Origin of the sequence: Variovorax sp. DXTD-1, from assembly GCF_003984625.1 — a bacterium.
In the GTDB taxonomy this organism is placed as follows: Bacteria; Pseudomonadota; Gammaproteobacteria; order Burkholderiales; family Burkholderiaceae_C; genus Variovorax.
This window is the reverse complement of record NZ_RWKH01000007.1, coordinates 45,862-59,631: the sequence shown is the minus strand read 5'-3', so window position 1 is coordinate 59,631 and position 13,770 is coordinate 45,862. Positions and strand designations below refer to the sequence as shown.

At 66.0% G+C, this 13,770-nt stretch carries 13 protein-coding genes; 2 read left to right on the top strand and 11 right to left on the bottom strand.

The features are described 5' to 3' along the window. Positions 1-9: 9 nt before the first annotated feature. The 11 genes from EJI00_RS08355 to EJI00_RS08305 form a co-directional block, all read right to left on the bottom strand. Positions 10-2,016 carry an AsmA family protein gene (locus EJI00_RS08355; RefSeq protein ID WP_260590543.1) on the bottom strand — a complete coding sequence of 669 codons (2,007 nt, stop codon included), beginning with the start codon at positions 2,014-2,016 and terminating at the stop codon, positions 10-12. A 9-nt stretch (positions 2,017-2,025) separates the two neighbouring features. Next, on the bottom strand, positions 2,026-2,271 hold the full coding sequence (locus EJI00_RS08350) for a GlsB/YeaQ/YmgE family stress response membrane protein (protein ID WP_126747001.1): 246 nt from the start codon (positions 2,269-2,271) through the stop codon (positions 2,026-2,028). Positions 2,272-2,400: 129 nt separating this feature from the next. Further along, on the bottom strand, positions 2,401-2,847 hold the full coding sequence (locus EJI00_RS08345; protein WP_126747000.1) for a universal stress protein: 447 nt from the start codon (positions 2,845-2,847) through the stop codon (positions 2,401-2,403). Between the two features lie 138 nt (positions 2,848-2,985). After that, entirely contained in the window at positions 2,986-3,486 is a 501-nt protein-coding gene (locus EJI00_RS08340; RefSeq protein ID WP_126746999.1) for a pyridoxamine 5'-phosphate oxidase family protein, read from the bottom strand. A 163-nt stretch (positions 3,487-3,649) separates the two neighbouring features. Next, complete coding sequence (ureG, locus tag EJI00_RS08335) at positions 3,650-4,300, bottom strand: urease accessory protein UreG (RefSeq protein ID WP_015867022.1); 651 nt, start codon at positions 4,298-4,300, stop codon at positions 3,650-3,652. A gap of 18 nt (positions 4,301-4,318) precedes the next feature. Next, positions 4,319-4,990: an urease accessory protein UreF gene (locus EJI00_RS08330; protein WP_126746998.1), complete on the bottom strand. Its 672-nt coding sequence runs from the start codon at positions 4,988-4,990 to the stop codon at positions 4,319-4,321. A gap of 305 nt (positions 4,991-5,295) precedes the next feature. Further along, the gene (ureE, locus tag EJI00_RS08325) at positions 5,296-5,874 is read right to left on the bottom strand and encodes an urease accessory protein UreE (RefSeq protein WP_126746997.1); all 579 of its coding nucleotides are present in this window, start codon (positions 5,872-5,874) and stop codon (positions 5,296-5,298) included. Between the two features lie 110 nt (positions 5,875-5,984). After that, positions 5,985-7,727 (bottom strand): urease subunit alpha, encoded by a 1,743-nt coding sequence (ureC, locus tag EJI00_RS08320; protein ID WP_126746996.1) that lies wholly within the window; start codon positions 7,725-7,727, stop codon positions 5,985-5,987. A gap of 3 nt (positions 7,728-7,730) precedes the next feature. Then, on the bottom strand, positions 7,731-8,036 hold the full coding sequence (locus EJI00_RS08315; RefSeq protein ID WP_126746995.1) for an urease subunit beta: 306 nt from the start codon (positions 8,034-8,036) through the stop codon (positions 7,731-7,733). 16 nt (positions 8,037-8,052) lie between these two features. Further along, the gene (locus tag EJI00_RS08310; RefSeq protein WP_126746994.1) at positions 8,053-8,652 is read right to left on the bottom strand and encodes a HupE/UreJ family protein; all 600 of its coding nucleotides are present in this window, start codon (positions 8,650-8,652) and stop codon (positions 8,053-8,055) included. A 28-nt stretch (positions 8,653-8,680) separates the two neighbouring features. Then, positions 8,681-8,983 carry an urease subunit gamma gene (locus tag EJI00_RS08305; RefSeq protein WP_015867014.1) on the bottom strand — a complete coding sequence of 101 codons (303 nt, stop codon included), beginning with the start codon at positions 8,981-8,983 and terminating at the stop codon, positions 8,681-8,683. 93 nt (positions 8,984-9,076) lie between these two features. Between EJI00_RS08305 and EJI00_RS08300 the strand changes: the two genes are divergently transcribed. After that, positions 9,077-12,718 carry an ATP-binding protein gene (locus EJI00_RS08300; protein ID WP_260590538.1) on the top strand — a complete coding sequence of 1,214 codons (3,642 nt, stop codon included), beginning with the start codon at positions 9,077-9,079 and terminating at the stop codon, positions 12,716-12,718. 24 nt (positions 12,719-12,742) lie between these two features. Beyond that, the gene (locus EJI00_RS08295; RefSeq protein WP_126746993.1) at positions 12,743-13,765 is read left to right on the top strand and encodes a response regulator transcription factor; all 1,023 of its coding nucleotides are present in this window, start codon (positions 12,743-12,745) and stop codon (positions 13,763-13,765) included. Positions 13,766-13,770: the final 5 nt, after the last annotated feature.

Sequence of the window (13,770 nt, the reverse complement as noted above, 5' to 3'; positions counted from 1 at the left end):
AATGCGCTGTCAGCGCTTGCGGCCCCTGGCCGAAGGCGCCTGCGGCTTTGCACTTGCGGCGGCCTCGAGCGGCGCGCACCCCGCAAACTCCTCCGATCCCACATTCAACAGCGGCAGCAATGCCGCGACAGGTGCTACGGCGCCCAAGGCGATTGCGGCACCCAGTTTGAGCGCAACCGCACCCTTGTCGACGCCGACATCGGGGTTCTTGAAAGTGCCTTTCACGTAAAGCGGCGAGCGCAGCGAAAGCACGCGCAGCGCCTTGTTCCGCGGCTGGATCTCCAGTGCCAGCTGCTCGCTGGACAAGTTGATTTGCCCTGTCACGTTGATGGTCGATTCGTCGGTGTCCAGCACAAACGAGCGCGTTTGCATCACGCCCTGCGTCACCTTGAAGTCGCTTGCCAGGCAGTTCAGCTGAACCTGCTTGTCGCCGAAGATCTGGGTTGCCACCACGTTGCCGATGTTCAGGCCCATGGCTTCGAGCAGGAACTTGCTCATGGTGCCCTTGCTGACCAGTGCTTTCACTTCTCCGCTCGACGTGCCCAGCAAGCTCGCGACCGAGTTGCCGACCGCGGACAAGGCCGCATCGCCGCCGACTTCGCCCAGGCTGGCCTGCATGGTGTTCAGCGTTGGAAAAAGCTCCTTGATCTTCAGGCGGCGCGCAGAAACCCGCAGGTCCGCGCGAATCGGGTTTTGCCTGCCGTCGAGCTTGATGGTGGCGGCCAGGGTGCCGCCAGCCACGCCAAAGCTCAGCGGCGTGAGCGACAGCACGCTGTCCTTCAGATGCAAATCCGCCACCAGGCTGTCGATGGGCAGGTCCTTGACGTGGATGATCTTGCGGCCGGCGAATTTCACGTCGGCGTCGATGCTGCCCCAGCTTGCCGTATCGAACTTTTCCACCGGCAGCACCTTGTCCGTCGGCTGAACGGCGGCGGCGCCACGCTTGGCCTTGCTGGCATTGGAATCCGCGCCGATCAATGGTGCCAGGTCTTCCAGCCGCAACTGGTTGGATTGCACCTGCCCGCGCAGCAATGGCCGCGGGTGCTGCGAGATGTATTCGAGCGTGCCGCCAATGTCGCTTTCGCCCACGCTGCCCTTGAAATGTTCGTACAGCCAGCGCCCACCGGCCTTGTCGAGCTTGCCGACCAAGTGGCCTTCGGTACTGAACGGCGGCGTGTTGGGCAGGGTGATGCCGGTGATCGGGTACAGGTGCGCCATGCTCGCGCCCGAAAGCTTCAGCCGCAGGTCCAGCGCGGCGAGCGCATCGGGCTTGGTCAAAGTGCCTGCGATGTCGATGCGCGTGGTGCCGATCTGCACGCCTGCCTGCAGCGGGTAGGGCTTCTTGTCCTGCTGCAGCGAAAGCACCGCGCCAGCCCGGCCGCTGCCGTGCAGCGGTGCCTGGCGAAACGTGCCACCGAGTTTCCAGCCGATGCCGTAGCCCTCAGCGGTTTCGCGCGGCAGGCTCTCGACGTCGATCTTGAGATTGAGCTTTGCCTGTGCATCGACAAGCTTCACCGTGCCGTGGTTCAGCACCAACCGCTGCAGGTCGAGCTTCCAGGCCGATGGCGCCGTGTTGTCGGTGGCCAGTGTCCAGTTGTTCTTGCCGTCCGCGGTGCGTTCGAGCGAAAGAACGGGGCCCGCGAGTTCCAGCGTGGGAATGCGGATCGTGTGGTCGAGCAGCGGCAGCGGGTTCAGCGAAAACGTCAGCTGCTTGATTTCTGCCAGGTGCGGGCCGGTCTTGCTCCAGTCCGCATTGCCCAGGGTGATGTCGTGCGCGCTCAACCTCGGCCAGGGCACCCAGCGGCGCCAGCCTGTTTCAGTCTCGGGGTTGTTCCACTGCAAGACCAGGTCGCCGCGGATGGCAAACGGGCGCCCGGTCGCTTCGCTCACGCGTTGGTTGATCCAAGGCCGCGCACGATTCCAGTCAAGGCTCAGGACAAGTGCGATGCCGATGGCCGCCAGGCCCAGCAGGAGAAGCAGGGTCCAGGCGGCAACGCGTGGGATTTTTGATTTCAATAGAAAACGCTATGCGCGCTTGATCAGGCGAACGATGAACAGGAGCACCACCGCACCGACAGTGGCAACGATCAGGCTGCCGACAAGGCCGCCACCCATCGACACGCCGAACGTGCTGAACAAAAAGCCCCCGAGAAAAGCACCGATCACACCCACGATGAGATCGCCCACCAAGCCGAAGCCACCACCCTTGACCAGAATGCCGGCCAGCCAGCCGGCGACCAGGCCCACAACCAGAAACCACAAAAGACTCATTACCTACTCCCTTGATCGACCACGATTGGCCTTGGAGCGGCAAGGGTAGCAGCGGTGCAGGCAATGGCCCGGAAACGATCAAGTCGAACTGTGAACTTGTGCTTTGTTGCCGAAAAATCGCAATCGCCTCTAACGCAGCACAAGCACCGGAATGTGCGAATGCGTCAGCACATGCAGAGTTTCGCTGCCCATCAGCAGGCGCGCAAGGCTGCGCCGGCCATGCGAGGCCATCACGATCAGGTCGCATTGCTGGTTCTTGGCCGTCGAGATGATGGCCTCGGCCACCTGGTTGGACTTGATCACGATGGCTTGCGCGCTGCGCACGCCCTTGGCTGCCGCAGTGGTCCGCACCGTATCGACCAGGCGCTGGGCGTCGTTGTCCACCTGTTCCTGCGAGGCCTCGATTTCGCGCTGGTTCATCACCATCGAGCCTTCGAAGTAGCCATAGGGCAGCAGGTGGGTGACGGTCACGCTCACCAGTTCGGCCCGCGCCAGCAAGGCCAGGTCGATGGCGGCGTCGACCGCTTTGTCGGAGAGTGAAGAGCCATCGGTTGCGACGAGGATGCGCTTGTACATGGCCTGCTCCTTGGCCCCCGGCACTGCGGGTGCCTTCACAGTCCAGTCTAGTACCCGGCAAGCGGGCCTACAAGCCAGGGAGCTGGGCGGCAGCCTCTAATCGCAAGCGACGGAACAGCGATGCTCCTTCGCGCGCTCTCAGCCGAGGTCGAGCTTCTTGTGTTCGCCCAGCGACGGCGGCTGATTGCCGGTGATGGCCGCCTTGGCCATCTTCAGCAACTGCACCATCTTGCTTTCCTTCACGTCCCAGTATTCGGCGCCGATGATCTCGACTGCGAGCAGCGCCAGGTTCGGGTCGGTCGCGCCGCCGGGAAACCAGGCCTTGGCCGCCGGGTTGAAAAGAGCTTCCTTCTTGGCCTGGTCTTCCCGCAGCGTGGCGCGGCCGGTCACGGACACGTAGCTGTCGGCGTCGGTGTTGGCGTAGGCAATGTTCACGCTGGGGTCGCTTTCCACATGGCGCGCAATGTCGCCATTCCTGGGCACGAAGAAGTAGAGCGTCGAGCCTTCTTCGATGTTCTTGCTCTGCGTGGTGAGCGGATGGCTGTGCAGCTGGCCGTCGGCGTGGCGATGGGTCAGCATGCCGTAGCGGGTGTCCTTGATCAGGTCCCAGAGCTTGGCGTGTTCGTCGGTAGTGGTCATGGCTTGGTTGCTCTCCATTGTTCGTTCGCGGGGGTCGCGTGGTTCGAAATTCGAAGGCACCACCGTAGGCGGCCGAAAGCCGGCGCCATGAGGAAGTTGAGCGCATGCGCGTGTCATCCGATGCCGACGCAAGGGCGGCACGGCTACCAACGACGCGCGGAGGTCAGTCGGCGGTGAGCATGCCGCGCTTCTCGATGAAGGCGACCACCTCGGCCACGCCGGTATGGGTCTTGAGGTTGGTCATCACGTACGGCCGCTGGCGGCGCATGCGCTGCGTGTCCTGCTCCATCACGTCGAGGTTCGCGCCCACGTACGGCGCGAGATCGGTCTTGTTGATGACGAACAAATCGCTCTTGGTGATGCCGGGGCCGCCCTTGCGCGGAATCTTCTCGCCGGCCGCCACGTCGATCACGTAGATGGTCAGGTCCGACAGTTCTGGGCTGAAGGTGGCTGCAAGGTTGTCCCCGCCCGATTCGACGAACACCACGTCGGCATCGGGAAAGTCCTCGAGCATGCGGTCGATGGCCTCTAGGTTGATCGACGCGTCTTCGCGGATGGCGGTGTGCGGGCAGCCGCCGGTTTCCACGCCCATGATGCGCTCGGCGGGCAAGGCGCCGGCCACGGTAAGCAGGCGCTGGTCTTCCTTGGTGTAGATGTCGTTGGTGATGGCAACAAGGTCGTACTTGTCGCGCATCGCCTTGCAGAGCATTTCGAGCAGGGTGGTCTTGCCCGAGCCGACCGGACCGCCGATGCCCACGCGCAGCGGCGGAAGTTTCTTGGTGCGATGGGGAATGTGGTGCAGGGCGGAGGTCATGGCAAAGGTCCGTTTCGGTCAGCTTCTGAAGAGGCGCGAGTATTGTGTTTCATGGCGTGCCGACAACACGGCCAAGAGGGGTGCAAAGGCCTGGCGCTCGTGGTCATCGAGCTGCATGGCGCGCTCGACGGCGGAGGGAATTTCATTTGCGAGCCGGGCAAGAATGCGCTGGCCCGCGCTCTGGCCGAGCGGCACGGCCTTGACTGCCGCGGCCACCATGTTCTCGGCCCAGCCGAAGGCGAAGGCAAGGCAGCCGTCGTGCACCGAGGCACCGGTGCGGCTTGCGGCAAAGGCAAAGGCGATGGGGTAGGTCGCGGGCAGGTCTGCGAAGACCTCGGCTGTGTCTGCGTGGTGCAGCTTGAGCCATTCGACGAACGAGCGGCCCATCTGTTCGGTCTGCAGGAAGAACTCGGCCGATTCGCGCGTTGTCACCACCCAGCGGTTGAGTTCGTGGATGCGCGGGGCATCGTCCGCGCGCCACGCAGGAATGGCTTGCGCTACCAGCGCGAGGTCGGCGCGTGCGAAGCTCAGGTACAGCTGGTCGGAGAGCCACTCGATGGCTTTTGATTCCGAATCGATGCCGGCCCATTCGACGGCTGCTTCGACGCCTTCTGAATAGGAAAAGCCGCCCACGGGGAGGGCCGGGGATGCTAGCCAGATGAGCTGAAGGAGGCTTTGTGCGTCGGGCATGTCAGCTGTTCGTTTGGCGCTGCTTGGTGGCGCGCTGTTGTTCAGGGCGTGTGCAAAGGCCGCCGGGTACTCCCCTCCGCGAATGTCCCCCGCCTTCGGCTCCTCCTTTATTTCGCTGCGCGGAGCACCCGATGCCCTGTGCACTTGGGCACGCTGCTGGCGCTCGACCGATCAACGACCACTGTTCATAACGCTCCCGTCGATGGGGTGCCTTGCGCAGCGAAATAAAGGAGGAGGCCGCAGGCCGGGGGACATTCGCGGAGCAAGGTACCCCGTCGGCGGGTGCGCGCCCTGAACACCCCGAGTTACGCATGGCCATGGTCGTCGAGCAGCTCCGGTGCAAGCACCAGCGGCTTGGGGCCTTTTGCATGCGAGTGACCATGGTCGTGCGCGTGGTCATGGCTGTGGCCAGCGCCGTGCGAATGCTCGTGTGATCCATAAGCGCCGCCCTCAGGCTCGAACGCTTCCTCGACCGCGACGACGATCAGGTGCATCGAGCGCAGCATGTCGGCCAGCACGTGGTCGGGTTCGATCTTTAGGTGGTCGGGCTTCAGCTCGATCGGTACATGCCGGTTGCCCAGGTGATAGGCCGCGCGCGTCAGGTCGAACGAGGTGCCGTGGGCCGTGCAATGCGTGATGCGCAGCACCGGTTGCGGCGCGGCGATCACGCGGACCAGCGAGCCGTCTTCGGCCACCAGCACGTCGCCGCCGCGCACCGCAGTGCCGCGCGGCAGGAACACGCCGATCTGCCGGCCCTGCGAATCGGTGGCGTCGAAACGGCTTTTCTGGCGCACGTCCCAGTCGAGTTCGATGGTGGCGGCGCGCTTCAGCAGAACGGGCGCGAGGCCGCGGCCCTGGGGCATGAGTTTGTTGGCGATGAGCATGGTGCGAATGGGCGCCTCGGGGGCGTGAAGCGACGGGATGAATACCTTCGAGGATACGCAGCCTGTCAAGCGGGCGCCGGGGGCCGCTTCAAGGCCCTACCGGCTCCGCTTCAGAACAGGAAATACCGCTGCGTCAGCGGCAACTGCACCGCCGGGTCGCAGGTCAGCAGATGTCCGTCGGCGCGCACCGCATAGGTCTGCGCATCGATCTCCATCTTCGGCGCGTAGCTGTTGTGGATCAGGTCTTTCTTGCGCACGTTGCGGATGTTCTTTACTGCGCTGAGGTGCTTGGCCAGGCCGTAGCGTTCCTTGATGCCCGCGGCCAGCCCGGCCTGCGAAACGAAAGTGAGCGAGCTTTTGGCGAGCGAGCCGCCGTAGCTGCCGAACATCGGGCGGTAGTGCACCGGCTGCGGCGTGGGAATCGACGCGTTGGGGTCGCCCATGGCGGCCATGGCGATGGTGCCGCCCTTGATGAGGGTGAAGGGCTTCACCCCGAAGAAGGCCGGCTTCCAGATGACGATGTCGGCCCACTTGCCCACTTCGAGCGAGCCCACCTCATGCGCAATGCCGTGCGCAATGGCGGGGTTGATCGTGTACTTGGCCACGTAGCGCCTGGCGCGGAAGTTGTCGTTGCGCTCGTTGTCTTCCGGCAGCTTGCCGCGCTGCAGCTTCATCTTGTGCGCCGTTTGCCAGCAGCGCAGCACCACCTCGCCGACGCGGCCCATGGCCTGGCTGTCGGAGCTGAACATGCTGATGGCGCCCAGGTCGTGCAGCACGTCTTCGGCGGCAATGGTTTCCTTGCGGATGCGCGACTCGGCAAAGGCCAGGTCTTCGGCAATGCCGGCGTCCAGGTGGTGGCACACCATGAGCATGTCGACGTGTTCGTCGAGCGTGTTCACGGTGTAGGGCATGGTGGGGTTGGTGGAAGAGGGGAGAAAGTTCTCCTCGCCCACCACGCGCAGGATGTCGGGGGCATGCCCGCCGCCCGCGCCTTCGGTGTGAAAGGCGCAGATCGAGCGGCCGCCCACGGCGGCAATGGTGTTCTCGACAAAGCCCGATTCGTTGAGCGTGTCGCTGTGGATCGCAACCTGCGTGTCGGTGGCGTCGGCCACGTCCAGGCAGTTGCTGATGGCCGAGGGCGTGGTGCCCCAGTCTTCGTGCAGCTTCAGGCCCATGACGCCGGCCTCGATCTGCTCGTGCAGCGCATCGGGCAGGCTGGCGTTGCCTTTGCCGAGAAAGCCCAGGTTCATGGGGAACGCGTCGGCCGCCTGCAGCATGCGTTCGATGTGCCACGGGCCGGGAGTGGCCGTGGTCGCGAACGTGCCGGTGGCCGGACCCGTGCCGCCGCCCAGCATGGTGGTCACGCCCGAAGCAAGCGCTTCCTCGATTTGCTGCGGGCAGATGAAGTGGATGTGGCTGTCGATGCCGCCGGCGGTGACGATGTTGCCTTCGCAACTGATGATCTCGGTGCCCGGGCCGATGGCGATGTCCACGCCCGGCTGTACGTCGGGGTTGCCGGCCTTGCCGATGGCGGCGATGCGGCCGCCCTTCAGGCCGATGTCGGCCTTGACGATGCCCCAGTGGTCGAGGATCAGCGCGTTCGTCAGCACGGTGTCGACGGCGCCGCCGGCGGTCGGTCCGCTGCCCTTGCCGTCGCGCGTGCGCTGCGATTGGGCCATGCCGTCGCGAATGGTCTTGCCGCCGCCGAACTTCACCTCTTCGCCGTAGCCGCCGGCGCGCAGGGTGTAGTCGGCTTCGACCTCGATCAGCAGGTCGGTGTCCGCAAGACGAACCCGGTCACCCACGGTCGGGCCGAATATCTCGGCGTATGCACGCCTTCCGATCGTTGCCATGGCTTAGAGCTTTCCTTGAACGAGGCCGCGAAAGCCGTAGACGACGCGGTCGCCCGAAAAGTCGACCAGCTCGACTGTGCGCTGCTGCCCCGGCTCGAAGCGCACCGCCGCGCCAGAGGCGATGTTGAGCCGCATGCCGCGCGCGGCCTCGCGGTCGAAGCCGAGCGCGCCGTTGGTCTCGGCGAAGTGATAGTGCGAGCCGACCTGGATCGGCCGGTCGGCGGTGTTCTGCACCACCAGCGTGAGCGTGCGGCGGCCAGGGTTGAGCGTGTGCTCGCCGTCGTCGGTAAAAAGTTCGCCGGGAATCATGGTGTCGCGGCGCCTTTCAGACGGCCTGCGAGAGCAGCGTCGCGCCCAGCGCCACCACCGCGGCGCCTGCCACCCGCGGCAGCCAGGCATTGGCATGGCGCAGCGCCCAGCCGAGCCCGATGCCCGCGAGGTGCAGCAGCACGGTCGCGCCGACCATGCCGGCCAGGGTCAATGCCGCACCCTGTCCGCTCGCGAGTTCGTGGCCGTGCGCCACGCCGTGGAAGATGGCGAACACGCCCACCACCGCCGCGGCTACCGCGGCCGGCAGGTGGGTGCGCGTTGCAACCAGCAGGCCCAGCACGAGCAGCGAAGCCGCGATCATCGGTTCGACCGCCGGCAGCTGCACGCCTGCCAGCCCCATCAGCGCGCCCACGAGCAGCATGCCCGCGAAAGCCAGGGGCGCCCACAGCAGATCGGGCCAGGCGCGGCGCGCGGCCAGCGCGCTCCAGAGTCCGACCGCGACCATGGCAGCGAGGTGGTCCGCACCCGTGAGCGGGTGCAGAAAGCCGGTGGTGAAGCCGTGGTGCACGCCGCCGTCGGCACCGGTGTGGGCGCTGGCCGCGAGCGGCAGCAGCATGGCAAGGAGGGCGAGAGTCTTGGAAGCGTTGTGGCGCATGACAGGGCTTTCTTGTTCTGGAAAAGAGTCAGACGATGGGTTGGTGGACGGTGACCAGCTTGGTGCCGTCGGGAAAGGTGGCTTCCACCTGGATGTCCGGAATCATCTCGGCGATGCCGTCCATCACGTCGGCGCGGGTGAGCACGGTGCGGCCTTCGCTCATGAGCGCCGCAACGCTCTTTCCGTCGCGGGCACCTTCCATGACGGCAGCGGAGATCAGCGCGACGGCTTCGGGGTAGTTGAGCTTCAGCCCCCGCGCCTTGCGGCGTTCGGCCAGCAGTGCTGCGGTGAAGATCAGCAGCTTGTCTTTTTCGCGCGGGGTCAGTTCCATGGGAGGGCGGCGTCGGGTGCGTGGAGGTCGGCCATTATTGGGCAGGCTTCGGCTTTGCAACAGTCGTGCCGGTGTTCGCCAAAAGACGTATGGATGGCACGAAAGCTGCACCGAAACGGTGTGAACCCCGCCGAGACTTCCACCACCCCCGACGACGCGCCGCAGCGCATCGTCAAGGTGCGGCGCGACTACAACAGCTGGGTGGCGAGCGAAACGCTCGAGGACTACGCGCTGCGCTACACGCCGCAGCGCTTTCGCAAATGGTCCGAATGGCGGGTGGCCAACACGGCTTTCGGCGCGGCGTCCTTTCTCATACTGGAGGCGGTGGGCGCCACGCTGCTGGTGCAATACGGTTTCGCCAATGCGTTCTGGGCCATCGTGGTGACGGGCCTCATCATCTTCCTGGCGGGCCTGCCGATCAGCGTGTATGCCGCGCGCTACGGCGTCGACATGGACCTGCTCACGCGCGGCGCGGGCTTCGGCTATATCGGCTCCACGCTTACTTCGCTCATCTACGCGTCGTTCACCTTCATCTTCTTCGCGCTCGAGGCGGCGGTGATGGCCTATGCGCTCGAACTGGCGCTGGGCGTGCCGCCAGTCTGGGGCTACCTGGTGTGCGCGCTGGTGGTAATTCCGCTGGTCACTCACGGCGTGTCGGCCATCAGCCGGCTGCAGCTTTGGACCCAGCCGCTGTGGCTGGTGATGCTGGTGGTGCCTTTCGTTTTCGTGTTGGTGCGCGATCCTGGTGCGTTTGCCGGCATCGTGCACTACAACGGTGTGAAATCGGGTGCGAAAGGTTTCGATCTGCACCTGTTTGGCGCTGCGCTCACGGTCGGCATCGCGTTGATCACCCAAATGGGGGAGCAGGCCGACTACCTGCGCTTCATGCCCGCGCGCACCGCCGTGAGCGCCCGGCGCTGGTGGGCGGGCGTGCTGGCCGGCGGGCCCGGCTGGGTGGTGCTGGGCGTGCTCAAGATGCTGGGCGGCGCACTGCTGGCCTACCTGGCCATCACGCACATGGTGCCGGTCGAGCGCGCGGTCGATCCCAACCAGATGTACCTGGCGGCCTATGAATACGTGTTTCCGAACTACGGCTGGGCCGTGGCCGCGACAGCGCTGTTCGTGGTGATTTCGCAGCTCAAGATCAACGTGACGAACGCGTATGCGGGCTCGCTGGCGTGGAGCAATTTCTTCTCGCGCGTGGCGCACAGCCACCCGGGGCGGGTGGTGTGGGTGGTGTTCAACGCGCTCATCGCCTTCATGCTGATGGAGATGAACGTGTTCGAGGCGCTGGGCGACGTGCTCGGCCTGTTCGCCAACATCGCCATCGCCTGGATGATGGCTGTGGTGGCCGACCTGGTCATCAACAAGCCGCTGGGCCTGTCGCCGCCAGGCATCGAGTTCAAGCGGGCGCACCTGTGGGACATCAACCCCGTGGGCGTCGGTGCGATGGCGCTGGCTTCGCTGCTTTCGATCACCGCACACCTCGGCGTCTTCGGGCCGCTGGCGCAGGCTTTCTCGGCGCTCATTGCGCTTGGCACGGCGCTGGTGGTTTCGCCGCTGATCGCTTGGGCGACCGACGGCAAGTACTACCTGGCGCGCGGTTCGGCCGGCAATGGCGCGGTCGCCTTTGTCCCGGCCGAGGGCCCGCGGGCGGTTCGCTGGGCGCGTGTCGAGAATGATGTGGACGAGCGCGGCGCCGATGGCAGCTACCAGCGGCTCAAGGTGCAGCACTGCGTGATCTGCGAGCGCGAATACGAGGGGCCGGACATGGCCCATTGCCCCGCCTACCAAGGGGCGATCTGCTCGCTGTGCTGCACGCTCGATGCGCGCTGCGGCGATTTGTGCAAGCCGCACGCGAGCCTTTCGGCGCAGTGGTCGTCGGCGCTGCGCTGGCTGCTGCCGCGCCTCAGCTGGCGTTATCTCGACACGGGGCTCGGGCATTTCCTGCTGCTGATGCTGATCATCGTGCCGGTGCTGGCCGTGGTGTTCGGCGTGCTTTACCAGCAGGAGCTGCGTGCGCTGGGCGAAAGCGCGCTGCAGCTCGCATCGCAGTCGGAGCTCGCCGAGGCGCTGGCAGGCGTGCAGCAGTCGTCGCTGCGCTCGGGCTTTCTCAAGGCGTACATGGCGCTGCTCGTGATCGCGGGCGTGGTGGCCTGGTGGCTGGTGCTGGCGCACCAGAGCCGCAAGGTCGCGCAGGAAGAATCGAACCGCCAGACCCATCTGCTGATGCGCGAAATCGAGCTGCACCGCGCCACCGACCGGGCACTGCAGTCGGCCAAGCAGACCGCGGAAGAGGCGCGCGAAGTCGCGGAGCAGGCGAAGCTTGCGGCCGAAGAGGCCCGCCGCGCGGCCGACCAGGCCAACCAGGCCAAGAGCCGCTACATCAGCGCCATCAGCCACGAACTGCGCACGCCGCTCAACAGCATCCTCGGCTATGCGCAGTTGATGGGCGAAGACCAATCGGTGCCGCCGCACCGCCAGCAGGCGGTGGCGGTGATCAAGCGGGGCGGCGAGCACCTGCTGTCGCTCATCGAGGGCACGCTGGCCATTGCCCACATCGAGGCCGGCAAGCTCACCCTGCATGCCAGGCCGATGCGCTTTGCCGACACCCTGCGCGAGCTGGCCGACATGTTCGAGCTGCAGGCGGCCGAAAAGGGCCTGCGCTTCCGCTTCGAGACGACGGGAACCTTGCCCGAGGTGGTGCGCGCCGACGAAAAGCGGGTGTGCCAGATCCTCATCAACCTGCTGGGCAACGCGATCAAGTTCACCACCGCGGGCGAGGTAACGCTGCGGCTTTCATACGCACGCGAGTTCGCCTCGGTCGAAATAGAAGACACCGGGCCCGGCATGACGGCCGAAGACATCGAACGCATCTTCGAACCCTTCACGCGCGGCGATGCGGCCGCGGCCGCAACGCCCGGTGCGGGGCTCGGCCTCACCATCGCCAAGATGCTGACCGACCTGATGGGCGGCGAGATGAAGGTGAGCAGCACGCCCGCGGAGGGCTCGCTGTTCTGCGTGCGGCTCTTCCTGCCGCGCGTGCACGAGACCGTAGGCGCCTTGGGCCGCGCCGCCCCGGCGCAGCGCGCGCGGCGCGGCTACGAAGGGCGCCGCCGGCAACTGCTGGTGGTCGACAACGAAGAGGCGGACCGCGATCTGCTCGGCCACGTGCTGGCGCCGCTCGGCTTTGGCCTGCGCACCGCCGCAAGCGGGCACGACGCGCTCGACCTCATCGCAGCCGGCTACCGGCCGGACGCGATGTTCGTCGACCTGGCCATGCCGGGCATCGACGGCTGGGAGACGATCCGCCGGGCGCGCAAACTCGGTCTGACCGATGCGCCGGTGGCCATCGTTTCGGCCAATGCCTTCGACAAGGGGCTGGAGAACGACGTGGGCATTGCGCCCGAAGATTTCTTCGTCAAGCCGGTGCGGCACTCAGAGCTGCTCGACTGGCTAGAGCGGCGGCTCGGCCTGCAATGGACGGACACGGCCGCCAAGCCGCAGCCCGCAGCCGCGCCGCGCGTCGTGCAGGCGCCTTCGCTTTCGAGGCTGCGCGCACTCGACGAAGCCGTGAGCCTGGGCTACTTTCGCGGCATCATGAACCAGCTCGACGAGATCGATGCCGAAGAGCCCGAATGCAAGGCATGGACCGAAGCGCAACGCGTGCTCGCCCGCCAGTTCCAGTTCGAGGCCATGGGCCGCGCGCTTGCCGCGGCCGTGAGTGCGGCCTGAAAATTTGCGGCGAACATCGACCCCATGGAAACCACACCGCTTGCGAAAACGTTGCGCGAACAGGGCGCCAACAGCGACCTGGTGCTGATCGTCGACGACGTGCCCGATAACCTCGCGGTGCTGCACGACGCGCTGGACGAATCCGGCTACACGGTGCTCATTGCCACCAACGGCGAACAGGCGCTGCAGCGCGCCGCGCAGGCCCGCCCCGACATCGTGCTGCTCGACGCGATGATGCCGGGCATCGACGGTTTCGAGGTGGCGCGCCGGCTCAAGGCCGATGCTGCGACAGCGCACATTCCCATCGTGTTCATGACCGGACTCACCGAAACCGAGCATCTGGTGGCCGCGCTCGAGGCGGGCGGAGTCGACTACGTCACCAAGCCGATCAAGCCCAAGGAGGTGCTGGCGCGCATGAACGTGCACCTGCAGGGCGCCCGACGTGCGCGGCAGGACGCGCGCCAGGCCGGTCAGGCCCGCAATGCGCTCGATGCCTTCGGCTATGCCAGCATTACCGTGCGCCTGCCCGAGGGCCGGCTGATCTGGCAGACGGCGCTCGCGCGCGACCTGCTGCAGCGCTATTGCGACACCCGTGCGCCCGAAACACCGCCCGAGGTGCTCGAGTGGCTACGCCGCCATGCGCCCGACGCGAGGGAGCGGGGCATCGAGCCGCCGGCGCTATCCATCGTGAAGAGCGCCGGGACCACCTCAAGCGCAAGCAGCCTCAGCCTTCGCCTGCACCGGCAGACCGGGCAGGACGACGATGGCGACGAATGGATGATCGTCATGCGCGAGATTTCGGACACGGGCGTGATCGAGGCCATGAGCCTGAGCCTGAAGCTCACGGCGCGCGAGGCCGAGGTGCTCTATTGGGTGGTGAAAGGCAAGACCAACAAGGACATCGGCGAGATTCTCGGCAGCAGCCCCGCCACGGCCAAGAAGCACCTGGAGCGGGTGTACGTGAAGCTCGGCGTGGAGACGCGCACGGCCGCCGCCGGCGTGGCCATCAAGCGCATCCGCGAGCTGCAGCCGCAGTTCGAGATCTGAGGCAA

Coding starts and splice junctions, on each gene's coding strand:
- EJI00_RS08350 (WP_126747001.1), bottom strand. CDS start 2,271: ATGAGTCTTTTGTGGTTTCTGGTTGTGGGCCTGGTCGCCGGCTGGCTG.
- EJI00_RS08345 (WP_126747000.1), bottom strand. CDS start 2,847: ATGTACAAGCGCATCCTCGTCGCAACCGATGGCTCTTCACTCTCCGAC.
- EJI00_RS08340 (WP_126746999.1), bottom strand. CDS start 3,486: ATGACCACTACCGACGAACACGCCAAGCTCTGGGACCTGATCAAGGAC.
- ureG (WP_015867022.1), bottom strand. CDS start 4,300: ATGACCTCCGCCCTGCACCACATTCCCCATCGCACCAAGAAACTTCCG.
- EJI00_RS08330 (WP_126746998.1), bottom strand. CDS start 4,990: ATGCCCGACGCACAAAGCCTCCTTCAGCTCATCTGGCTAGCATCCCCG.
- ureE (WP_126746997.1), bottom strand. CDS start 5,874: ATGCTCATCGCCAACAAACTCATGCCCCAGGGCCGCGGCCTCGCGCCC.
- ureC (WP_126746996.1), bottom strand. CDS start 7,727: ATGGCAACGATCGGAAGGCGTGCATACGCCGAGATATTCGGCCCGACC.
- EJI00_RS08315 (WP_126746995.1), bottom strand. CDS start 8,036: ATGATTCCCGGCGAACTTTTTACCGACGACGGCGAGCACACGCTCAAC.
- EJI00_RS08310 (WP_126746994.1), bottom strand. CDS start 8,652: ATGCGCCACAACGCTTCCAAGACTCTCGCCCTCCTTGCCATGCTGCTG.
- EJI00_RS08305 (WP_015867014.1), bottom strand. CDS start 8,983: ATGGAACTGACCCCGCGCGAAAAAGACAAGCTGCTGATCTTCACCGCA.
- EJI00_RS08300 (WP_260590538.1), top strand. CDS start 9,077: ATGGCACGAAAGCTGCACCGAAACGGTGTGAACCCCGCCGAGACTTCC.
- EJI00_RS08295 (WP_126746993.1), top strand. CDS start 12,743: ATGGAAACCACACCGCTTGCGAAAACGTTGCGCGAACAGGGCGCCAAC.